Genomic DNA, 20,647 nt, shown 5'->3' on the forward strand with positions numbered 1-20,647 from the left:
CTTCCGCCCGCCATGGTTCCACCGCAACCTGATGAACGAGTTCATGGGCTTGATCAATGGTGCCTACGACGCCAAGGCCGAGGGCTTCCTGCCTGGCGGTGCCTCGCTGCACGGCGTGATGAGCGCCCACGGCCCCGACGCCGAAACCTGCGAAAAAGCCATTGCCGCCGACCTGGCGCCGCACAAGATCGACAACACCATGGCCTTCATGTTCGAGACCAGCCAGGTGCTGCGCCCGAGCCTGCAAGCCCTTGAATGCCCGCAATTGCAGGCCGACTACGATAGTTGCTGGGCAACCTTGCCAAGCACCTTCAACCCGAACCGGAGATAACCGATGAACCACACTGCCAATGCCCGTAGCTGGGTCGAGCACGCCAACGGGCACAGCGACTTCCCGCTGCAGAACCTGCCATTGGGCATCTTCAGCCGGCCGGGTGAAGCCCGGCGCTGTGGCGTGGCCATCGGCGACGCGATCCTCGACCTGGAAGCGGTGTTGGCCGCCGGCCTGTTCGAGGGGGAAGCCAAGGCCGCCGTCGAGGCTACTCGGGGTGGGGCACTGAACGCTTACTTCGCATTGGGCCGCAGCGCCCGTGTCGCCCTGCGCGAACGTTTGCAGGTGCTGCTTGGCGAGCACAGCGAGCACCAGGCTGCTCTGCAGCCGGCACTGTATCCAGCCAGCGCCTGCCAACTGCATGTGCCAGCGCAGGTCGGGGACTACACCGACTTCTACGTAGGCATCGAGCACGCCAAGAACGTGGGCAAGCTGTTCCGCCCCGACAACCCGCTGTTGCCCAACTACAAATATGTGCCGATCGGTTATCACGGCCGTGCCTCGACCATTCGCCCGTCCGGCACCGATGTACGCCGGCCAAAAGGCCAGACCCTCCCGGCTGGGCACACCGAGCCAAGTTTCGGCCCATGCGCACGCCTGGACTACGAACTGGAACTGGGCATCTGGATTGGCCAGGGCAATGACATGGGCCAGGCGATCCCGGTTGGCGATGCCGCCGAACACGTAGCGGGGCTGTGCCTGCTCAACGACTGGTCGGCGCGCGATATCCAGGCATGGGAATACCAGCCATTGGGGCCGTTCCTGTCCAAGAGTTTCATCACCAGCATATCGCCCTGGGTGGTTACCGCCGAAGCGCTGGAGCCGTTCCGCTGCGCCCAGCCTGCACGCCCGGAAGGCGACCCGCAGCCGCTGTCGTACCTGCTGGACAAGCGTGACCAGGCCGCCGGTGCATTCGATATTGAACTCGAAGTGTTGCTGCTGACCGAGCGCATGCGCGAGCAAGGTGTTGCCCCGCACCGCCTGACCCTGAGCAACACCCGCAGCATGTACTGGACCGTGGCGCAGTTGGTGGCGCACCACAGCGTCAACGGCTGCCAGCTGCAGCCGGGCGACCTGTTCGGTTCGGGCACGCTGTCGGGTGCTACGCCGGGGTCGTTCGGCAGCCTGCTGGAGATCACCGAAGGCGGCAAGCTGCCGATTGAGCTGGCCAGCGGCGAGGTGCGCAAGTTCCTCGAAGACGGCGACGAAATTATCCTGCGTGCCCGCTGCACGCGTGACGGCGTAGCCAGCATCGGCTTCGGCGAATGCCGTGGCACGGTCATCGCGGCCAACTAAGGAGGCAGGGGCATGGAGCTGTACACCTATTACCGTTCCACCTCGTCCTACCGGGTGCGCATTGCCTTGGCATTGAAGGGGCTGGCTTACCAGTCCCTGCCAGTCAACCTGCTGCAGGGGGAGCAGCGCGGTGCGGACTATACCGCCGTCAACCCGCAGGGCCGCGTGCCAGCCCTGCGCACTGACGGCGGTGAGTTGCTGGTGCAGTCGCCAGCCATCATCGAGTACCTGGAAGAGGTTTATCCACAGCCTGCGTTGCTACCGACCACGGCCGTGGAAAGGGCAAAGGTGCGTGGTGTGGCGGCAATCATCGGCTGCGACATTCACCCGTTGCACAACGTCAGCGTGCTCAACCGGCTGCGCCAGGCGGGTCAGGACGAAGGGCAGGTCAATCAGTGGATCGGTCACTGGATAAGCCAGGGGCTGGCAGCAGTGGAGCGACTGATTGGCGATCACGGCTTCTGCTTTGGCGATACGCCTGGGTTGGCGGATGTGTACCTGATCCCGCAGTTGTATGCGGCCGAGCGCTTCAACATCGACCTCGACAGCTTCCCGCGCATCCTGCGGGTTGCCGCACTGGCGGCCGCGCACCCGGCGTTCGCCAAGGCCCACCCCGCCCAGCAGCCGGACAGCCCGGCTCAGTGAAGTGAACGGTTTGCCGCCGGAAGCTTGCCGATTCGCTCGGACAGCTTCAGGCGCTGGACCGGGTCTTCCGTCAGCAGCAACGCATGCTCCAGGTCGAAGCGCTCGGCCTGCGGGCAATCCAGTTGTTGGTAGAGCGAAGCGCGGGTCACGTAATCGCTGACTTGCACCGGGCCCAACTGCATGACCCGCTCGGCGTCGATCAACGCGGCCAGGTGGTCATCGTTGCTGATGTGCAGTTGACGCAGGTTGCGCGACAGGCGTTGCAGCATCTGCAGCGGCGTAGCGCTGCGCATGTGCTCTGCCGTCAGCGCCACATGTGGGCCAAACTGGCGTGCCAGCAGTTCGCGGCAGTCACTCGGGTACAAGCGCCGACCGCCACAGGGGTCGAGCAGGTGGTCGGCACCCGGCACGCGCAGCAGGAAATGGCCAGGAAAGCCCACGCCCTCCAGCGGTATGGACAAGCGCCGGGCCAGCTCCAGGGAAAGAATGGCCAGGGTCAGCGGTTGGCCGCGGCGGCGCTGCAGTACTTTGTCCATCATCGCCGCATGCGGGCGTAACGGGTGGTATTCATCCTGCTGAAAGCCCAGCGCAATCAGTTGGCGCAGCAGTGGCTGGGCCAGTTCGCACAGTGGCAGCATCGGCAGGTTGGCGCTTATCTCGCGCTGCAGCTCGTTCAGGGTGGCAAGGCTGGCCGCGGGCTCGACACTACGATCGTGCTCGGCGGCAATCCACAATGCGGCTTCCAGCAGGGCGACAGGCTCGCGTTCCAGGCAGGCCAGGCAGGCTTGACGTGGCTTCATGGGGCATCTCCACACACGTTTGAGTATTAGCTGTGACGCGTGGTTTCGTCCAGTGGTCCGGCAGCGGCGTCAATGCCGGGGCCGTGCCTATACTGGAAGGAGCACCTCGTGGGGGAGCCTGTCGATGTTCGCACTGATGCAAAGTACCCGGACCCAGTCACTGCATTTGTTCAACGACCCACCTACGGGCCTTAAGGCGGTGGTGGCGATCCACAGTGAGCACCTGGGCCCGGCCATGGGCGGTTGCCGCTACCTGCCTTACGCTGATGACGAAAGTGCCATGACCGACGCCATTCGCCTGGCCCAAGGCATGAGCTACAAGGCGGCATTGGCCGGCTTGCCGCTAGGTGGCGGCAAGGCGGTGATCATGCGCAACCCGCACGTGGAAAACCGTGCCGCGCTGTTCGAGGCCTTTGGCCGCTTCATCGATACCTTGCATGGGCGCTTCATCATCGCCGTGGACAGCGGCACCTCGACCCTGGACATGGACTGCATCGCCCAGAGTACTCCCCATGTGACCAGCACCACTGCCTCGGGCGACCCTTCGCCGCATGCGGCGATGGGGGTGTTCGCTGGCATCCGCGCCACGACCTCGTTCCGCCTGGGCAGCGATGACCTCAGGGGCCTGCGGGTGGCGGTGCAGGGGTTGGGTAATGTCGGTTATGCACTGGCCGAGCAACTGCATGCGGTGGGCGCGGAACTGCTGGTCAGCGACCTGGACCCCGGGCGGGTGCGGCTGGCGATGGAACAGTTCGATGCCAAGCCTGTGACCAACGATGCACTGATCAGTACCCCTTGCGACATCTTCGCCCCCTGCGGTGTGGGGCCGTTGCTGAACGGGCAGAGCGTGATGCAACTGCGTTGCGCGGCAGTGGCGGGGGCGGCCAACAACCAGCTGACCACCTTGCAGGTGGCAGACCAGCTGGAGTCGCGGGGGATACTGTATGCGCCTGACTACGTTATCAATGCCGGTGGGCTGATCTACGTGGCGCTGACCCATCGTGGCGAGGACCTGGGCACCATCACCGCGCACCTGGCGCGGATACCGTCACGGCTGACCGAAGTGTTTGGCCATGCGCAGGCGGAAAAACGTTCGCCGGCGCGGGTGGCGCAGATGTTGGCGGAGCGGTTGCTCTACGGCTGACTGTTGATGTTGGCTCTACTGGCCTCTTCGCGGGTTTACCCGCGAAGCAGCAACGTCGCTATCACTCGGCAGCGCCACCCTCTAGCAACTCGGCCAGGGCATCCGGCTGGCTTTTGAAGGCCCGAGCGAACACATCGCGGTTCTTGGCCATGTAGATACCGGCTTCCTCGACCTGTTGCTCGCTCAGCGACGGCACTGCCTTGTGCAGCACTTCGGCCAGGCGCTCGGCCAGTTCGAGCATCTTGTCGTGACGGTCTGCTTCGGCCTTATCCATGAACAAGCGCTCCGGGTCGCGGCTGCTGCGGTACACCACTTCGACGGCCATTCATCACCTCTATGCCTTTTTGCTGGTTGTGTTGCTGGTTGCTGTATCTATATACAGTAATGGCATTTGCCATCACCACGCAACCAGATTCTCACGGCAAAAGCCTAGTACACAGGTGCCTTGCGGCAATCGGTCGCCTTCCAAGCCAAGGGCCTGGCCCTTTAACTGCATGGCACAAGCGTCACATCGGTGACGCATCATCCTTAAAGACGTATCGGGGAATGGAACATCGTGAACATCAAGTGGGCAGAAAAGCTGCGCAAGGGCCTGCACGGCTCGGCGGACTCGCTGGGCAACCTGTGCGTCGAGGCCTTCCATTACCTGGCGCTGTTCGGCATTGGCGCGATTACCGCCTATGCGGCAGTGGTGACCTTCCTGGACATGCTTGGCAAGGGTGGGGTCAGTGTCGATGACATCCTGCTGCTGTTCATCTACCTGGAGCTGGGGGCGATGGTCGGTATCTACTTCAAGACCAACCACATGCCGATCCGCTTCCTGTTGTACGTGGCGATTACCGCGCTGACCCGTCTGCTGATCGGCGATGTCTCGCATCACAAGGCGCCGGACGAGGGGCTGTTGTACCTGTGCGGCGGCATCTTGTTGCTGGCCTTCTCGATTCTGGTGGTGCGCTACGCCTCGTACCGCTACCCCTCGACCAAGGTGCTGGATGCCAACGGCAAGGAAGTGGAGGAGGGCAAGTAGCCCTCAGTTGGCCACGACATGGCGTGGGTGGTGGCGGGCATCGCGGGTCAATGCGGCCAGCACCTGCATGGGGTTCTGGCTGAGTTCGATGGCCAGGCCCAGGCGGATGCTGTCGATTACCCGCTGCAGGCGCACCGGGTCGTTGCGCTGGGCCTGGGTGATGAGGCGCTTGGCGACCACGCCTGCGTCGTCGGACAGGGTCAGCATGATGCTGCCATCGAGGTTTTCGATGCTCAGGTTGACCCGGTATTCGGGGGCAAATGCGGCACTGATGAGTTCGAATGGGTTGTTCATGTTCAGGCTTCTGCAGCGAATGAGTGCAGAAGTTGACTGGCAAAACGGCGGGTTGGTTCAGTGCCGTTGATCGCTGCAAATAAAAACGCCCGGCTCTAGGCCGGGCGTTTTGCATTGCCAATCAGGCGTCTGGGTCACTCAGTTCCAAGGCGCCGCGCTTGCTGCGCAGCTTGCCGTAGAAGTGTTCCAGCGCGTGGCTGAGCTTGGTGGCTGCACCGTCCACTGCCTGGTCCAGCGAAGTGGCGGTGTGGGTCACCGAAATCGGTTGGTGGCCTTTGGGGCGAGCCTCCATCTGGCAGCGTTTGTCATGCGGTCCGGGCTTGGCGCCGTTCTCGTCGCGCAGGTGAACCTCGATACGGGTGAGGTCTTCTTCGTAACGTTCCAGCGAGTTCTGCAGTGTGCTGCGGACCCACTGATCAAGCCGGGCGTTGCCTTCGAAATGGTTGCTGCTGTTGACCTGGATTTGCATGATTCAATCCTTATTCAGCTTGCTCGCATGGAGGCGCGCCTAGGCCCTTGAGACCCTTGGAATTTCTGCGCCTCTTGACTCTAAGGTCAGGCAACCACGAAACGAATTCAAGCCCTTTTTGAAAATAAATGTCTTGTTGCAAATGGGGCGGCAAAGCGGCCCCCCATTTGCAGTCGATCAGAATTCCACCGACGTCTGCACATACAAGGTACGCGGCTCACCCACGTACTTCCCTTTGTTGTTGTCATCGTAAGAGCGTGTGTAGTACTCGCGGTTGAACAGATTCTTCACCCCAACCGCCACTTTCAGGTTCGACAGCTGCGGGCCAAAGTCGTACCCGGCGCGGGTGCTGACCAGCATGTAGCCCGGAATGCGCCCGGTGCTGCCGTCGGCGCTTTCGGTGCTGGTGTTGGCGTTGTCTGCGTACTGGCTGCTCTGGAAGCTGCCGTCCAGGTTCAGCTGCCAAGGGCCATCGGTGTAGCCCACGCCCAGGTTGCCCTTGTGGCGTGACGAGAACGGCACCTGGTTGCCTTTGTTCGGCCCGTCCTCGCGGATAGTGGCGTCGACGAACGCATAGCTGGCATGCACATCGAAACCGGCCAGGGCGGGGCTCAGGCCGTCGAGCGCGTAGCGCACGCTGGTCTCGATGCCCTGGTGGCGAGTTTCGCCGCGGGCGATCACCGAGTCGTTGGTCTGGTTGCTTTCGTACTGGTTGTCGAAATTGATCAGGAACGCGCCAATCTCGGCCTGCAGGTCACCATTGTCATAACGGGTACCCACTTCCCAGGTACGCGCCTTTTCCGGTTTCACTTCGCCGCTGCTGACCCGGTTGGGCATCTGGCTGTACTGCACGCTGCCGAACGAGCCCTCGGTGTTGGCGTACAGGTTCCAGCTGTCGGTCAGGTGGTACATCACGTTCAGCGCCGGCAGCGCGGTGTTGTAGCTGCCTTCGTAGCGCTGGCCGTTGAGCTTGTTGCTTTGCTCGGAGTCGATCATCTCGTAGCGCACACCGGGGGTGATGGTCCAGCGGCCGATGTCGATGCGGTCATCCAGGTAGATGGCGTGGGCTTCGGTGCTGCCACGGGTGTCGCGGTCATTGCGGCTGGCGGTGGTCGGCAGGCTGCCATTGACCGGCTCGCGGAAGCGCAGTTCGTGGCCGGCTTCGTTGACGTAACGGTAGCCGATGCCCAGCTCGTGCCAGCTGTCGCCAAGGGCCAGGCCCTGCGAGAAGCGGGTTTCGATGCCGCGTACCCAGTACTCGCGTGGCGACAGCGAGACGAAGCTGCCCTGGTCCAGGTAACCGCTGCGCAGGGTCTTGGTGAAGAAGCTGTTGACGCTGAACTGGCGGTCGTCCTGCTTGTAGTCGTAGCCGAAGTTGAACAGGGTGCGGCGGCCCCAGAACTTGTCCTTCAGGCGCGTCGACTGGTACGGGTCGGCAGCGAAATCGGCAGTGCTCAGGCCGCCGGGCATGTCGGCTTCACCCTCGTAGTACTGGGCCATGGCGTGCAGGCTGTTGGCTTCGTCCAGTTGCAGCTTGCCCTTGAGGATCAGGTCGTCGATTTGCGTGTCGCTGTGTTCGCGCCAGTCACCGCCACGGGTGCCAGAGTACAGCAGGGCACCGCCCAGGCCGTTGGCATTGGTGCCGCCGACCAGCAGGTTGGCGCTGTTCTTGAAGCCATCGTGGCTGGAAGACGGGCTGATCTGGTTCTGCATGGCGGCCTTGAACGTGGCCTGTTCAGGGATCGCCCGAGTGACGAAGTTGACGATGCCGCCAACGTTCTGCGGGCCGTAGCGCACCGCGCCGCCACCGCGCACCACATCCACGGCGTCCATGTTGCCCATGCTCAGCGGTGCCAGCGACAGCTGCGGCTGGCCGTACGGGGCGAAGGGCACCGGGATGCCGTCCATCAGCACGGTGGAGCGCGATGCCAGGCGTGGGTTGAGGCCACGGATGCCGAAGTTCAGCGCCAGGTCGTGGCTACCGGTGCCGTTGTTGTCGGGGGCGTTGACACCGGGGATACGGTTGAGCACTTCGCGGGCGGTGGTGGCGCCGTTGCGCTCGAATTCCTCGCGACGCACTACGTCGCGGGCACCGGGGTGCTCGAACACATTGTCCTGCCGGGCCTCGGCCAGCCAGTCGCCGACCACGGTGGAAGCACCGAGCTCGACCGGCGCACCCGCAGCGGGGGTATCGATGGGCTGCAGGCTGAAGGCGTTGTCGGTTTCCTGCCGCACCTGCAGGCCGCTGCCGCGCAGCAGTGCATCGAGGCCCTGTCGCACGTCGTACTGGCCGTCCAGGCCTTGAGTGTGGATGCCTTGGGTCAGTTGCGAGCCGAACGAGATCAGCGCCCCGCTTTCGCGGCCAAACTGGTTGAGGGCGTCTTCAAGCGAGCCGGCGGCGATATGGTAGCTGCGGGTTTCGGCATAGGCGGCAGGCGTGGCCAGGCCGAGGGTGGTGGTGAACAGCAGGGCGTGGACGAACGGGCTGTGGCGCAACGGCATGGGTCGGGTCCTGAAAGAGGGGTTCTGCCATGTCTGTCACGCGAGGTTGGAAAAATGGCTCACTTGATTGAAAAAATGTACGTACGGCTCTACCCGATCTTCGGCTCGACCGTCACCCAGTACCGGGTGAACCGTCGCACCCGCACCGGTAGCGCCACCTCCAGCATCTGCAGGATGCGTTCACTGTCATCCAGCGGATACGATCCAGAAATACGCAAGTCGGCAACCTGCTCGCTACACCCCAACTGCCCATGGCGATAGCGCCCAAGTTCGGCAAGAAAGTCCGCCAGGCGCATCTGCGACGCCACCAGCATGCCGTCTACCCAGGCCCCGACATTAGGGTCGAGCGGCGTCACCGATCGCCAGGCGCCGGTGAAGCGGGCCTGTTGCCCGGCCCGCAGTGGCTGCCCAGCCGCGCTGGCAGCCCCCTGGAATACCGATACCAGGCTGTAACCGTCGAACTGGCGCACGTTGAAGCGCCCGCTGTCCAGGCGCAGCGCCCCTTCAGCGGTGCGCAACAGCAATGGCCGTGCATCGCTGGCCACTTGCAATGCCAGTTCACCTTCGAACAGACGCAGCTGTCGCTGCTGGCTGTCGAAGCGCGCGTCTGCGGCACTGCGGGTATTGAGTTGCAGCACGCTGCCATCAACCAGCTGCATGCGCCGACGCTGGCCGAGCGGGCTACGGTAGTCGGCCATCAACCCAGGCAGCGGATTGTGCTGTTGCAGGCCAAGCCCGGTGGCACTCGCCACACCGACCAACAGCAACGCCTTGAGTGCCCGGCGCCTGGCCGGCGAAGGCGGGGCTTGCAGCGTTGCATGCACCACGGGCGACGACACACCGCGCAGCCGCTGGTTGACCTGCTGGATATGGGCCCAGGCTCGCTGGTGCTCCTGGTTGGCCTGGAGCCAATGCTCAAGCGCCAGTTGCTGTACCTGGCCGAAGTCATCGCCCTGAGATTCGATCAGCCAGTGCACGGCCTGCTCCGCAACCTGCGCAGAGAACGAGGCGTTCACAGGGCAAAGTAACAGCGCATGGCTGCCTTGCTCAGGTAGCGTTTTACCGTGGCCAGGGAAATGCCCAGCTCACGGGCGATTTCGCCTTGGCCAAGGCCGTCGACCTGGGCCAACAGGAAGGCACGTTTGACCAATGGAGGCAGGCCGTCCAGCAGGCGGTCGAGTTCCAGCAGGGTCTCGAAGATGATCGCCCTCTGCTCCTCACTGGGTGCCACTTCTTCCGGTATTTGGGCCAGGGCCTGCAAGTAGGCGCGCTCCAGCTCCTGGCGGCGGAAGTGGTTGCACAACACACGCTTGGCCACGGTGGCGAGAAATGCGCGAGGTTCGATCAGTTGCGGTGTTTCGCGGGCCTGCAGCAGGCGCAGGTAGGTGTCCTGGGCCAGGTCGGCGGCACTCTGCGGGCAGCCCAGGCGGCGGCGCAACCAGCTGGTGAGCCAGTTGTGATGGGCGTGGTAAAGGCCTTCGACCGTGGAAGAGAGCGCGCTGGGCACCGTGATACTCCGGCGCTCGATCGCGCAACTGGTAGTAAGAATTGTTCGCATTATATGGACGGTCGCGCTACTCGGCAATCGTCACTCGTCTTGGGGCTTTGCTTATGAGAATTGAAATCATTATTATTGCAGCCCCGAAAACGCCCGGACCTTCGCCATGACGCGCAAAACCGCCGGCCTCCCGCTCAGCTATCGCCTGGCCGTGACCTCTCGCAGCCTCGCCGCGCTGCTGGGCGGCTACTTGCTGGCGTCCCTGGCGAGCGTCTGCATTGCCTTGCTGGCACCAATGCCAAAGGTGGATGCCACGCTCACCGGCCTGCTGCTGTCGTTCGTCTTCTACCTGCTGGCGTTCATCTGGTGCTTTGCCTGCCGCAGCGCTTGGCGTGCGTGGTTGGGCGTGCTGGCGCCAAGCCTGTTGCTGGGCATGATCAGCGGCGTTGCCTACTGGATGCAGAACCCATGAAAGAAGGCTTCCGCCAGGCCATGGCCTGGCTGCACACCTGGACCGGCTTGATCTTCGGCTGGCTGTTGTTCGCCATCTTCCTCACCGGCACGCTGTCGTATTTCAAGGAAGAAATCACTCACTGGTCGCAGCCCGAAGTGCGCAGCCACGCCCTGGACCCGGTCAACAGCCTGGGGGTGGCGCAACGTTACCTGCAGGACAATGCCGGGCATTCGGGTACCTGGTTCATCCGTATGCCCAATGCGCGTGAAGCGGCCCTGAGCGTGGGCTACCGCGACCCCAATGGCGGGCCGCGTGGCTTTGTCAGCAAAACCCTCGATACCCAGACCGGCCAGCCGGTGGAGGCACGCGACAGCCGCGGTGGTGAGTTCTTCTACCGCTTCCATTTCCAGCTGCAGATGCCTCATCCGTTTGGCCGTTGGCTGTCGACGTTCTGCGCTTTCATCATGCTGTTGGGGCTGGTCACCGGCATCATCACCCACAAGAAGATCTTCAAGGAGTTCTTCACCTTCCGCCCTGGCAAGGGCCAGCGCTCCTGGCTGGATGGGCACAATGCTATTGGCGTATTGGTGCTGCCGTTTCACCTGATGATCAGCTACAGCAGCCTGGTGCTGTTCATGTACATGGTGATGCCGGCAGGCATCATGGCCAGTTACGGCAATGACACCGACAAATACTTCAATGACCTGTTCGGCCGTAACGATGCGCCCAAGGCTGCCCAGGTGGCTACACCTCTGGTAGCGCTGCCGAGTTTGTACGCCAAGGTGCAGGCACTGCAGCCGGGGGCGCGCATTGGCAACATCCAGGTGCAGAACCCAGGCGACAGCAATGCCCGCGTCACCTTCACGCAATCGGCCGCCGACCACGTGGCTTATCGGCGCAGCGCCAATTGGACTTTCGATGGCGCCAGTGGTGCGCTGCTGAGCCAGGGCAAGCCGGAGAGCGGGGCAATGATGACCGCGTTCAGTTTCGCCGGGTTGCACATGGGTAACTTCGCCGGGCCCTGGCTGCGCTGGTTGTACTTCTTCTTTGGCGTGGCCGGTACTGCGGTGATCGGCACCGGGCTGGTGATGTGGTTGGGCAAGCGCCAGCTCAAGCACGCCAAAAGCGCACACATGCCAGGCGAGCTACGCCTGGTCGAAGTGCTCAATATTGCCAGCATGAGCGGCCTGTTACTGGCAGTGGCGGGCTTTTTCTGGGCCAACCGGCTGATGCCCATGGGTGTCGAAGGCAGGTCGGACTGGGAGGTCAATGCATTCTTCATCGCCTGGGGGCTGTCGCTGGTGCACGCCGTTTTGCGCAGTGGGCGCAGGGCCTGGGGCGAGCAACTGGCGTTGGGCGCGCTGGCCTTTACCTTGTTGCCGCTGCTCAATGGCCTGACGACCGATCGGGGTTTGAACCATTCACTGCCGGAAGGTGACTGGGCCATGGCCGGCTTCGACCTGACTGCGCTGGGCACTGGCCTGTTCCTGGCCTGGCTGGCCAGCAAGATGCTGCGCAGCCCCAAGCCCGTAGCCAAGCGCGCCGCGCGTGCGGCAAAAAAGCCGAGCACTGAAACGGCGGAGGCGAGCTGATGCTGGGTAACGCACTGATCGCATTCGCAGGCTTCGTCGCCCTCTGCCTGGCCATGGAAAAGCACTTTAGCGACCTGCTTGGGCGCAAGCCGCGCCCAGGGCAGCTGCGCCTGTTGCGTGTCGTGGGTTGGCTGCTGCTGATGCTGTCGTTGGCCCTCAGCGTGCACCTGCGTGGCTGGGCTCATGGCCTGGTGGAGTGGACGGCGGTGACGATGGCCGGGGTGACGCTGTGGGTGTTTGGCCTGCCATACCAGCCGCGCCTGCTGTTGGGCCTGGCCGCCGCCAGTGGGGTGCTGGGCCCGTTGCTTGCCGTGTTTGCCGTGTGACGCTGTGAGCGAGCAGAGCGATAGCATAGAGCCTGACGCCGACAGCGCAGGCGCGCGTGCTCGTTTCGTCCAGGTGTTCCAGGCCCAGCGCGCGCGCATGGAGGCGCTGGTCAGCCGCAGGGTCGGCTGCCGAGCTACCGCTTCGGACCTGGTCCAGGAGCTTTTTCTACGCTTCTGGCGCCGGCCCGAGGTCAAGGTCGAAGCGTTGGACACCTACTTGCTGCGGTGCGCCGGTAACCTGGCCATCGACCACCTGCGCAGCGAGGGTAGCCGCGAACGCGTGGCCGAAGTTGCTCTGCAGGTGGATGAAGCGGCCATGGGCCATGCCCCGGAGCAGGCGGTGGAGATCGACCACGACTTGCAGCGAATCGAAGCCGCCTTGCGTGCCTTGCCCGAGCGCACCCGGCAGATCTTTTTGCTCAACCGCATTCACGGCTGCAAGTACGGCGAGATCGCCAAAGCCATGCAACTGTCCCAGAGTGCTGTGGAAAAGCATATGATGCGCGCCCTTGAAGCGTGCAAGGCAAGTATTGCCGAACCCGCGCCCACCCCACGCCGGCCAGGGAGCGCCCGTCGATGAGCAGCATGCCCCCCATCACCGAGGCGCAATCCCAGGCCGCCCTGCAATGGCTCAGCCGCATCAACGAGCAGCCCGCACAAGCCGAAGGGGCGGCGTTCAAGCGCTGGTTGTTGGCCGACCCAGGGCACCGTGCAGCCTACCGGCAGGCGCAGGCGCTGTGGCAGAAAAGTGCCGCCCCGGCGCAGCGGTTGGCCGACGAAGAACAGCAAGCCCTGCACCGCTACCTCGATGCCATGGCCAGGCCAGCGCCCCGTGGCCGGTGGCGGCGGGTGGCAGCACTGGCGATGGCAGCCTGCATGGTACTGGCCCTAGGTATTGCAGGTGGTTGGCACCCGGGTTACTGGTTGCAGGACCTGCAAGCGGACTACAGCAGTAACGGGCAGGTGCGCCAGGTGACCTTGGCTGACCAGTCGCAGATCACGCTTGATGCAGGTAGCGCCATTGCGGTCGATTTCGCCCAGGGCGAGCGCCGTGTGCGGCTGCTGCATGGCGCAGCGTTCTTCCAGGTGACCCATACCGGCGAGCCGTTCATGGTCGAAGCTGCCGGTGGCGAGGTGCGAGTCCTCGGTACCCAGTTCGAGGTGCGCGAGCAGGGTGAGGGGGCACTGGTCACGGTGCGCAGTGGGCGCGTGGGGGTTAGCCCTGTTCCGGGCGCTTTGGTGCGTGAACTGACTGCCAACCAGCAGGTGGCCTATCGCGCAGGGCGCGCGGGCGACACGTTGGCGGTGGACAGCGATAACCGCCTGGCCTGGCGGGAAGGCTGGCTGAACTACTACCAGGTGCCGCTGGCGCAGGTGCTCGAGGACCTTGGGCGCTATTACCCAGGGCGCATCCTGCTGCTGGATGGCGAACTGGGGCAGCGCAAGGTCAGCGGCAGTTTCCCGGTGGCCGAGCCGTTGCTGGCGCTGGATTCGTTGGGCAATGTGATGGGCTTTTCGCGGCAGACGGTGTTGGGGCGTTTGACCCTGATTCGGTAGTTGTCGGCGAAGCGGTCGGCACAGGAAAATATTTTTCAGATAGCGGGTGAGGTAACAGGACGTGGCATCCGTGTAATGAGTGGAAGTGCGATTCATTCGCAGTAATATCCCTCTCACAGGTCAGCGTCCATGAAGTTCTCCCCGCGTTGCGTCCCTCTCTGGCTAGGCCTTGCTACGCTGCCTGCCATCGCTGTCGCCCCCCTGGCCTGCGCCGCCGAGCAACAGCAGGCCTACGCCTTCGCCCAGCCAGCCCAGCCCTTGGCCCAGGCACTCAACGCTTTCAGTCGTACCACCGGCCAGAGCGTGGTCTACACCCTTGAGCTACCAGGCGTGCAGGCGCCTGCGCTAAATGGCCGGTACAGCGCCGAACAGGCCCTGCAACAGCTGATGGGTACTTCCGGGCTGGCCTGGCGCCGCGTCGATGCACGCACCTTCACCCTCGAAGCCGCCGACACCTCCGGTGCCCTCAACCTGCAGGCCACAACGGTGACCTCGCAACTGGATGACTACAGCTATCAGCCCCCGGCTAGCGCCTCGATCATGCGCGGGCAGGGCCCTAACCAGGACATCCCCCAGGCGATCAACGTGGTACCGGCGCAGGTCATCCGTGATCAGGCGCCGCGTAACCTCGATGACGCCCTGGCCAATGTCAGCGGCATTACCCAGGGCAATAACTTCGGTGGCACGTCCGACACGGTGATGAAGCGTGGTTTCGGCGACAACCGCGATGGCTCGATCATGCGCGATGGCATGCCCATCGTGCAGGGCCGCAGCCTCAACGCCAGCACCGAGCGGGTCGAAGTGCTCAAGGGCCCGGCTTCGCTGCTGTACGGCATCCAGGACCCGGGTGGGGTGATCAACGTGGTCAGCAAGCGCCCGCAACTGCAGCAGTACAACGCCCTGACCGTGCGTGGCTCGACCTACGGCAGTGGCAAGAACGGCAGTGGCGGCGGGCTCGACAGCACTGGCGCGCTGGGCGACAGCAACTTCGCCTACCGCTTGGTCGTCGACCACGAGGACGAAGACTACTGGCGTAACTACGGCGTGCACCGCGAATCGCTGGTGGCGCCGTCGCTGGCCTGGCTGGGCGAAGATACCCAGGTGGTGGTGGCTTACGAGCACCGCGAGTTTCTCTACCCGTTCGATCGGGGTACCGCGTTCGGCAACAACGGCCACCCGCTGAACATCCCCGCCACGCGTCGTCTGGACGAGCCCTTCAACGACATGGAAGGGCGCTCCGACTTGTATCGCCTGGAAGTCGACCATCAGTTGGCCGATGACTGGAAGCTGCACTTCGGCTACAGCTTCAACCGTGAAACCTACGATGCCAGCCAGGTGCGGGTGACGGCCGTCAACGAAGCAAAAGGCACGCTGACACGCAGCATCGACGGCACCCACAACGCCATGAGCCGTGACCAGTTCGCGACCGTCAGCCTGGCAGGCAACGTGGAAGTGGCCGGCATGCAGCACGACTTGCTGTTCGGCATCGACCACGAAGACCGCAAGATTTTCCGGGGTGATCTGATTCGCCAGACGGCCAAGTCCACGTTCAGCTATGTGGACCCAGTCTACGGTCAGGAAGTGGAAGGCAGCACGGTGCGCGCCAGTGACAGCGACCAGACCGACAAGCTGCGCACCGATGCGCTGTTCGTGCAGGACGCCTTGCACCTGGACGAGCACTGGATCCTGGTGGCCGGCGCGCGCTTCCAGCAGTACGACCAGTACGCCGGTCGCGGCCGCCCGTTCCACGTCAATACCGACATCAGTGGCCAGGCCTGGGTGCCTCACGCCGGCATTGTCTACAAGGTCGACGACCAGCTGTCGTTCTATGGCAGCTACAGCGAATCGTTCAAGCCAAACTCCACCATTGCGCCACTGACCGGCAATATCGTGCTCGACTCGTCGGTAGCCCCGGAAGAGGGCAAGTCGTGGGAGCTGGGGGCCAAGCTCGATATGCCGGGCCGCATCACGGGCACCCTGGCGCTGTTCGATATCACCAAACGCAACGTCCTGGTTTCGAACTTCGACGCCAGCACCAGCGAGACGGTCTACAGCAACGCGGGTGAAGTCAATTCACGAGGCGTGGAACTTGACCTGACCGGCCAGCTGACTGATCGCTGGAGCTTGATTGGCAGCTATGCCTACACGGATGCCAAGGTTACCAAGGACCCGGACCTGCAAGGCAACCGCCTGCAGAACGTAGCCAAGCACAGTGGTTCGTTGTCGGCTGTGTACGACTTCGGCAGCCTGTTCGGTGGCGACAAGCTGAGGGTAGGTGCGGGTGCGCGCTACGTGGGCGAGCGGTCGGGTAACTCGACCAACACCTTCGACCTGCCGTCCTACACCGTGGCGGATGCATTCGCCAGCTACGAGACCAAGCTCGATGAACACAACGTGCGCCTGCAGCTCAACGTGAAGAACCTGTTCGACAAGGTTTACTACAGCTCGGCGGTGAACCAGTACTTTGTGGCGATTGGAGATGCGCGGCAGGTGAGTTTGTCGAGTACCTTTGAGTTTTAAGTACAGCCTGTGCCGGCCTCTTCGCGGCTAAAGCCGCTCCTACAGGGATCGCGTTACTCTGTGGGAGCGGCTTTAGCCGCGAATGGCCGAGCGATATTCCCCAGGCGTTGCGCCAAGGGCCTGCCGGAAGCGGTTACTGAAATGGCTGGCGCTGGCAAACCCGCACAACAGGGCAATTTCGCCCAGCGGCATTTCCCCCAGTCGCAACAGCTCACAAGCCCGTTGCAGCCGCCTGGCTAGCAAATACTGATGCGGCGGTAACCCGAAACTGGCGCGGAACATGCGCGCGAAGTGGTATTCGGACAAGTTGCAGCGCAAGGCCAGTTCACCCAGGGTAATCGGCTGGTCCAGGTGCGCTTCGATGTACTCGACCAACTGCCGGCGCAGGTTCGGCGCCAGCCCGCCTTTCAGGCGCAGGCCTTGGCGCAGCCCGACCTGGTTGAGCAGCGCATGGTCGACGATTTCGTGTGCCAGGCTGCTGGCCAGCAGGCGTTCGCCGGGCTCGTCCCAGTCCAGCTGGATGAGTTGGCGAAAGCGTGCCGCCTGCTGTGGATCGTCCAGAAAGGTCGCCTCCTGCAGTTGCAACTCCCGTGGCTCACGGTCGAGCAGGCGCACGCAGCCCAGGGCGAACTGCGCCTCGCTGACATACAGGTGTGCCAGCCGGATCGCGCCATTGACCACCCAGTTCGATTCCTGCCCGGCCGGCATCACGCACAGCTTGCCGGGTGCGCCCTTGTCGGCCGGGCGTTGGCGGCGGAAGGTGCCGGTGCCGTCGGCGATGTAGCACGACAGGGTGTGATGGGTCGGTGCCTGGTAATCACGAGCATCGTCACGGTTGCTCCACAACGCCGCCGCCAGCCCGTCGCCCAGGTGCGCGCTCAGCTCCAGCCGGGCGTGGGGCGAGGCATGCATGGCGTTGAACACTTGCAACTGGGTGAGTGGCGTCATGGCGGGTTCCTCTTGCCAGTCATCCTACTGCGCCCTGCACAGCGTGACATCTACTGGCGCAAGAAAAGCGCAAGTTTGTGCAAGCCGGTAAAGGCCCATCTATCTAACACTGGTGATCCCTGTGGGAGCGGGTTTACCCGCGAAGCGCCGGGCACCGATCCTGAAAGGCCCAAGGAACTGCCGCCATGAACCTGTCACTCTACCTGCTCACCGTCCTGATCTGGGGCACTACCTGGATCGCCTTGAAGCTCCAGCTGGGCGTGGTCGCCATCCCGGTCTCGATCGTCTATCGCTTCGCCCTGGCCGGCCTGATCCTGTTCGCCATCCTATTGCTCACCCGGCGCTTGCAACCGATGAACCGCCGTGGCCACCTGATCTGCCTGGCACAGGGCTTTTGCCTGTTCTGCGTCAATTTCATGTGCTTTCTCACTGCCAGCCAGTGGATCGCCAGTGGTCTGATCGCCGTGGTGTTCTCCACTGCAACCCTGTGGAACGCACTTAATGCGCGGGTCTTCTTCGGCCAGAAAATCGCCGCCAATGTACTGGGCGGTGGTGCCCTGGGCCTGCTTGGGCTGGGGCTGCTGTTCTGGCCCGAGCTGTCCCATCATGCGGCCAGCCGTGAAACCCTGTACGGCCTTGGCCTGGCGCTGCTCGGCACGCTGTGCTTCTCGGCGGGCAACATGCTGTCGAGCATGCAGCAGAAGGCCGGGCTCAAGCCCATGACCACCAATGCCTGGGGCATGGTCTACGGGGCGGCCATGCTGATGGTTTATTGCCTGGTCAGCGGCATTCCTTTCAACATGGAGTGGAACACCCGCTACATCGGTTCGCTGATGTATCTGGTAATTCCGGGTTCGGTGATCGGTTTCACCGCCTACCTGACCCTGGTCGGTCGCATGGGGCCAGAGCGCGCGGCCTACTGCACGGTGCTGTTTCCGTTGGTGGCGTTGAATGTGTCGGCGGTGGCCGAGGGGTATCAGTGGACGGCACCGGCCTTGTTGGGGCTGGTGGCGGTGATGGCGGGGAATGTGCTGGTGTTTCGCAAGCCTCGGGTCCGGGTGGCTGGCGGTGTTGTGGTGGCCAAATAGGACATGCGTTGCCTGCACCGGCCCTTTCGCGGGTAAACCCGCTCCCACAGCGTTCTGGACCTGTGGGAGCGGGTTTACCCGCGAAAGGGCCGGTGTAGGCAATAGAGCGCTATCAGCCCTTCCACACCTGCGGGTTCACCAGGTCCCGCGGCCGCTCGCCCAGCAGCGCCGCGCGCAGGTTGTCCATCGCCCGATTGGCCATGGCCTCACGGGTTTCGGCAGTGGCCGAACCAATGTGCGGCAAGGTCAGCGCATTGGGCAGCTTGAACAGCGGCGAATCGCTCAGCGGCTCCTTCTCGTACACATCCAGACCAGCCCCACGAAGGGTACCGTTCTGCAGGGCTTCGATCAGCGCCGCTTCATCCACCACCGGCCCGCGAGCGATGTTGATCAGGAAGGCACTCGGCTTCATCAGTTTCAGCTCGCGGGCGCCAATCAGCTTGCGGGTGGCGTCGGACAACGGCACCACAATGACCACGAAGTCCGCTTCGGCCAGCAACTGCTCCAGGCTGCGCAACTGCGCCCCAAGTTCTTGCTCCAGCGCGGTCTTGCGGCTGTTGCCAGCGTAGATGACCGACATGTTGAAACCGAACCGGCCACGGCGGGCAATGGCAGCGCCGATGTTGCCCATGCCGACGATACCCAGCGTCTTGCCATGCACATCGCTGCCGAAATGGGCCGGGCCTACGGTGGCCTGCCAGTTGCCGGCCTTGGTCCAGGCATCCAGTTCGGCGGTGCGGCGGGCACAGCCCATGATCAGCGAGAAGCCCAGGTCGGCGGTGCTTTCGGTGAGCACGTCGGGGGTGTTGGTCAGGGCGATGCCGCGTTCGTTGAAGTAGTCCAAGTCGTAGTTGTCATAGCCGACCGAAACACTGGACACCACCTCCAGCTTGGCCGCGCCTTCAAGCTGTGCACGGCCCAGCTTGCGGCCAACGCCGATCAGGCCGTGGGCCTCGGGCAGGGCTTCGTTGAACTGGGCGTTGATGTCGCCGAGCTTGGGGTTGGGCAGAATCACGTTGAAGTCTTGCTGCAGGCGCTCGGCCATGGCCGGGGTGATACGGCTGAAGGCCAGGACAGTCTTTTTCATCGGGCAACTTCTCTGCAAGGCGGGGGTGGACATTGGTTAGCAACCTACCATTGTCCACCCCCGCCATGCAGCAGCTTTTTAGTTGGCGATGAGCACTTGATGGGTTTTCAGGTCCGCCTCATGGGCCGCGAGAATCTCTGGCAGCGAGTTGCGCAGGTACTCGACCCAGGTCTTGATCTTGGCATCCAGGTACTGCCGCGATGGGTAGATGGCGTACAGGTTCAGTTCCTGCAGGCGGTACTCGGGCAACACTCGCACCAGGCTACCGTCACGCAGGCCGTCGATGGCCGAATAGATCGGCAGCACGCCTACGCCCATGCCGCTGCGGATCGCGGTCTTCATGGCATCAGCGGTGTTGACCATGAACGGCGAGCTGGTGATGTTGACCATCTCCTGGCCTTCCGGTCCGTCGAACAGCCACTTTTCCAGCGGGATCACCGGGCTGACCATGCGCAGGCAGGCATGCTTGAGCAGGTCGGCGGGCTTGTGCGCAGTGCCGTGGCGGGCGATGTAGCCGGGCGAGGCGCAGACGATGCTGTAGGTGATGCCAAGGCGCTGTGACACGAACCCCGAATCGGGCAGTTCGGTGGCCAGCACGATGGACACGTCATAACCCTCGTCGAGCAGGTCGGGCACGCGGTTGGCCATGGTCAGGTCGAAGGTGACGTCCGGGTGCGACTCGCGGTAGCGGGCGATGGCATCGACCACGAAGTGCTGGCCCACCCCGGTCATCGAGTGCACCTTCAACTGCCCGGCCGGGCGGGCGTGGGCATCGCTGGCTTCGGCTTCGGCTTCTTCCACATAGGTAAGAATCTGTTCGCAACGCATCAGGTAACGCTTGCCGGCCTCGGTCAGCGCAATGCGGCGGGTGGTACGGTTGAGCAGCCTTGTTTGCAGATGGGCTTCCAGGTTGGAGACCGCCCGCGACACGTTCGCGGTGGTCGTATCCAGTTGCGCGGCAGCAGCGGTAAAGCTGCCAAGCTGGGCTACGCAACTGAAAGCACGCATGTTTTGCAGGGTGTCCATGGGTCACTCTCGATGTAGAGGACAAAATTGTGTCACGAAGTAA

The 20,647-nt window shown here is 63.4% G+C and carries 22 protein-coding genes; 12 read left to right on the forward strand and 10 right to left on the reverse strand.

The features are described 5' to 3' along the window. The 3 genes from APH35_RS11700 to maiA all read left to right on the forward strand — a co-directional run. On the forward strand, positions 1-331 hold a 331-nt coding region (locus tag APH35_RS11700), incomplete at its 5' end, for a homogentisate 1,2-dioxygenase domain-containing protein (protein WP_156341214.1). A 3-nt stretch (positions 332-334) separates the two neighbouring features. Beyond that, entirely contained in the window at positions 335-1,627 is a 1,293-nt protein-coding gene (gene fahA, locus APH35_RS11705; RefSeq protein ID WP_060514833.1) for a fumarylacetoacetase, read from the forward strand. Between the two features lie 12 nt (positions 1,628-1,639). After that, positions 1,640-2,272, forward strand: a complete 633-nt coding sequence (gene maiA, locus APH35_RS11710) for a maleylacetoacetate isomerase (RefSeq protein WP_012274141.1) — start codon at positions 1,640-1,642, stop codon at positions 2,270-2,272. On the opposite strand, the gene APH35_RS11715 is transcribed toward maiA, so the two are convergent. Then, positions 2,266-3,072, reverse strand: coding sequence for a SirB1 family protein (locus APH35_RS11715; RefSeq protein WP_060514834.1), 807 nt, complete (start codon positions 3,070-3,072; stop codon positions 2,266-2,268). The genes maiA and APH35_RS11715 overlap by 7 nt on opposite strands. Before the next feature lie 124 nt (positions 3,073-3,196). Between APH35_RS11715 and APH35_RS11720 the strand changes: the two genes are divergently transcribed. Beyond that, positions 3,197-4,216, forward strand: a complete 1,020-nt coding sequence (locus APH35_RS11720; RefSeq protein WP_060514835.1) for a Leu/Phe/Val dehydrogenase — start codon at positions 3,197-3,199, stop codon at positions 4,214-4,216. A gap of 61 nt (positions 4,217-4,277) precedes the next feature. Here the strand turns inward: APH35_RS11720 and APH35_RS11725 are convergent, their stop codons facing one another. Beyond that, positions 4,278-4,541, reverse strand: coding sequence for a YebG family protein (locus APH35_RS11725; RefSeq protein ID WP_012274138.1), 264 nt, complete (start codon positions 4,539-4,541; stop codon positions 4,278-4,280). 231 nt (positions 4,542-4,772) lie between these two features. Between APH35_RS11725 and APH35_RS11730 the strand changes: the two genes are divergently transcribed. Next, positions 4,773-5,243 carry a phosphate-starvation-inducible protein PsiE gene (locus APH35_RS11730; protein WP_012274137.1) on the forward strand — a complete coding sequence of 157 codons (471 nt, stop codon included), beginning with the start codon at positions 4,773-4,775 and terminating at the stop codon, positions 5,241-5,243. Positions 5,244-5,246: 3 nt separating this feature from the next. Here APH35_RS11730 and APH35_RS11735 read toward each other — a convergent pair whose 3' ends face one another. The 5 genes from APH35_RS11735 to APH35_RS11755 form a co-directional block, all read right to left on the reverse strand. Beyond that, positions 5,247-5,537, reverse strand: a complete 291-nt coding sequence (locus tag APH35_RS11735) for a DUF3509 domain-containing protein (protein WP_012274136.1) — start codon at positions 5,535-5,537, stop codon at positions 5,247-5,249. A 121-nt stretch (positions 5,538-5,658) separates the two neighbouring features. Further along, positions 5,659-6,006, reverse strand: a complete 348-nt coding sequence (locus tag APH35_RS11740) for an HPF/RaiA family ribosome-associated protein (RefSeq protein ID WP_012274135.1) — start codon at positions 6,004-6,006, stop codon at positions 5,659-5,661. 177 nt (positions 6,007-6,183) lie between these two features. Further along, positions 6,184-8,508 (reverse strand): TonB-dependent Fe(3+) dicitrate receptor FecA, encoded by a 2,325-nt coding sequence (fecA, locus tag APH35_RS11745; protein ID WP_060514836.1) that lies wholly within the window; start codon positions 8,506-8,508, stop codon positions 6,184-6,186. Positions 8,509-8,597: 89 nt separating this feature from the next. Further along, positions 8,598-9,524 (reverse strand): FecR domain-containing protein, encoded by a 927-nt coding sequence (locus APH35_RS11750; RefSeq protein ID WP_060514837.1) that lies wholly within the window; start codon positions 9,522-9,524, stop codon positions 8,598-8,600. Further along, complete coding sequence (locus tag APH35_RS11755; protein WP_256213757.1) at positions 9,521-10,066, reverse strand: sigma-70 family RNA polymerase sigma factor; 546 nt, start codon at positions 10,064-10,066, stop codon at positions 9,521-9,523. The genes APH35_RS11750 and APH35_RS11755 overlap by 4 nt, the downstream gene beginning before the upstream one ends. 106 nt (positions 10,067-10,172) lie before the next feature. Here APH35_RS11755 and APH35_RS11760 point away from each other — a divergent pair, with 106 nt between their 5' ends. The 6 genes from APH35_RS11760 (at position 10,173) to APH35_RS11785 (ending at position 16,455) form a co-directional block, all read left to right on the forward strand. After that, complete coding sequence (locus APH35_RS11760; RefSeq protein WP_012274131.1) at positions 10,173-10,478, forward strand: DUF3649 domain-containing protein; 306 nt, start codon at positions 10,173-10,175, stop codon at positions 10,476-10,478. Beyond that, positions 10,475-12,052, forward strand: a complete 1,578-nt coding sequence (locus APH35_RS11765; RefSeq protein WP_060493270.1) for a PepSY-associated TM helix domain-containing protein — start codon at positions 10,475-10,477, stop codon at positions 12,050-12,052. Before APH35_RS11760 ends, APH35_RS11765 begins: the two co-directional genes overlap by 4 nt. Further along, a complete protein-coding gene (locus APH35_RS11770; RefSeq protein ID WP_012274129.1) occupies positions 12,052-12,378 on the forward strand; it encodes a DUF3325 domain-containing protein in 327 nt (108 codons plus the stop codon). The genes APH35_RS11765 and APH35_RS11770 overlap by 1 nt, the downstream gene beginning before the upstream one ends. 4 nt (positions 12,379-12,382) lie before the next feature. Next, positions 12,383-12,958, forward strand: a complete 576-nt coding sequence (locus APH35_RS11775) for an RNA polymerase sigma factor (RefSeq protein ID WP_012274128.1) — start codon at positions 12,383-12,385, stop codon at positions 12,956-12,958. Then, on the forward strand, positions 12,955-13,935 hold the full coding sequence (locus tag APH35_RS11780; protein ID WP_012274127.1) for a FecR family protein: 981 nt from the start codon (positions 12,955-12,957) through the stop codon (positions 13,933-13,935). The genes APH35_RS11775 and APH35_RS11780 overlap by 4 nt, the downstream gene beginning before the upstream one ends. 129 nt (positions 13,936-14,064) lie before the next feature. Next, positions 14,065-16,455 (forward strand): TonB-dependent siderophore receptor, encoded by a 2,391-nt coding sequence (locus APH35_RS11785; RefSeq protein WP_060514839.1) that lies wholly within the window; start codon positions 14,065-14,067, stop codon positions 16,453-16,455. Positions 16,456-16,527: 72 nt separating this feature from the next. Here APH35_RS11785 and APH35_RS11790 read toward each other — a convergent pair whose 3' ends face one another. Beyond that, positions 16,528-17,403: a helix-turn-helix domain-containing protein gene (locus APH35_RS11790; protein ID WP_012274125.1), complete on the reverse strand. Its 876-nt coding sequence runs from the start codon at positions 17,401-17,403 to the stop codon at positions 16,528-16,530. Between the two features lie 185 nt (positions 17,404-17,588). Here APH35_RS11790 and APH35_RS11795 point away from each other — a divergent pair, with 185 nt between their 5' ends. After that, positions 17,589-18,491, forward strand: a complete 903-nt coding sequence (locus tag APH35_RS11795; protein ID WP_060493267.1) for a DMT family transporter — start codon at positions 17,589-17,591, stop codon at positions 18,489-18,491. A gap of 112 nt (positions 18,492-18,603) precedes the next feature. Here APH35_RS11795 and APH35_RS11800 read toward each other — a convergent pair whose 3' ends face one another. Next, complete coding sequence (locus APH35_RS11800; RefSeq protein ID WP_060493266.1) at positions 18,604-19,578, reverse strand: 2-hydroxyacid dehydrogenase; 975 nt, start codon at positions 19,576-19,578, stop codon at positions 18,604-18,606. 78 nt (positions 19,579-19,656) lie between these two features. Next, positions 19,657-20,604: a LysR family transcriptional regulator gene (locus APH35_RS11805; RefSeq protein ID WP_012274122.1), complete on the reverse strand. Its 948-nt coding sequence runs from the start codon at positions 20,602-20,604 to the stop codon at positions 19,657-19,659. Positions 20,605-20,647: the final 43 nt, after the last annotated feature.

This window comes from Pseudomonas sp. NBRC 111132 (genome assembly GCF_001320565.1).
GTDB classification, from domain to species: Bacteria; Pseudomonadota; Gammaproteobacteria; order Pseudomonadales; family Pseudomonadaceae; genus Aquipseudomonas; species Aquipseudomonas putida_P.

Excerpts from the sequence above, each read along its gene's own strand:
- APH35_RS11765 (WP_060493270.1), top strand. The coding sequence starts at position 10,475 with ATGAAAGAAGGCTTCCGCCAGGCCATGGCCTGGCTGCACACCTGGACC.
- APH35_RS11785 (WP_060514839.1), top strand. The coding sequence starts at position 14,065 with ATGAAGTTCTCCCCGCGTTGCGTCCCTCTCTGGCTAGGCCTTGCTACG.
- APH35_RS11715 (WP_060514834.1), bottom strand. The coding sequence starts at position 3,072 with ATGAAGCCACGTCAAGCCTGCCTGGCCTGCCTGGAACGCGAGCCTGTC.
- APH35_RS11800 (WP_060493266.1), bottom strand. The coding sequence starts at position 19,578 with ATGAAAAAGACTGTCCTGGCCTTCAGCCGTATCACCCCGGCCATGGCC.
- fecA (WP_060514836.1), bottom strand. The coding sequence starts at position 8,508 with ATGCCGTTGCGCCACAGCCCGTTCGTCCACGCCCTGCTGTTCACCACC.
- APH35_RS11760 (WP_012274131.1), top strand. The coding sequence starts at position 10,173 with ATGACGCGCAAAACCGCCGGCCTCCCGCTCAGCTATCGCCTGGCCGTG.
- fahA (WP_060514833.1), top strand. The coding sequence starts at position 335 with ATGAACCACACTGCCAATGCCCGTAGCTGGGTCGAGCACGCCAACGGG.
- APH35_RS11720 (WP_060514835.1), top strand. The coding sequence starts at position 3,197 with ATGTTCGCACTGATGCAAAGTACCCGGACCCAGTCACTGCATTTGTTC.
- APH35_RS11735 (WP_012274136.1), bottom strand. The coding sequence starts at position 5,537 with ATGAACAACCCATTCGAACTCATCAGTGCCGCATTTGCCCCCGAATAC.
- APH35_RS11740 (WP_012274135.1), bottom strand. The coding sequence starts at position 6,006 with ATGCAAATCCAGGTCAACAGCAGCAACCATTTCGAAGGCAACGCCCGG.
- APH35_RS11805 (WP_012274122.1), bottom strand. The coding sequence starts at position 20,604 with ATGGACACCCTGCAAAACATGCGTGCTTTCAGTTGCGTAGCCCAGCTT.
- APH35_RS11725 (WP_012274138.1), bottom strand. The coding sequence starts at position 4,541 with ATGGCCGTCGAAGTGGTGTACCGCAGCAGCCGCGACCCGGAGCGCTTG.
- APH35_RS11790 (WP_012274125.1), bottom strand. The coding sequence starts at position 17,403 with ATGACGCCACTCACCCAGTTGCAAGTGTTCAACGCCATGCATGCCTCG.
- maiA (WP_012274141.1), top strand. The coding sequence starts at position 1,640 with ATGGAGCTGTACACCTATTACCGTTCCACCTCGTCCTACCGGGTGCGC.
- APH35_RS11780 (WP_012274127.1), top strand. The coding sequence starts at position 12,955 with ATGAGCAGCATGCCCCCCATCACCGAGGCGCAATCCCAGGCCGCCCTG.
- APH35_RS11755 (WP_256213757.1), bottom strand. The coding sequence starts at position 10,066 with ATGCGAACAATTCTTACTACCAGTTGCGCGATCGAGCGCCGGAGTATC.
- APH35_RS11770 (WP_012274129.1), top strand. The coding sequence starts at position 12,052 with ATGCTGGGTAACGCACTGATCGCATTCGCAGGCTTCGTCGCCCTCTGC.
- APH35_RS11795 (WP_060493267.1), top strand. The coding sequence starts at position 17,589 with ATGAACCTGTCACTCTACCTGCTCACCGTCCTGATCTGGGGCACTACC.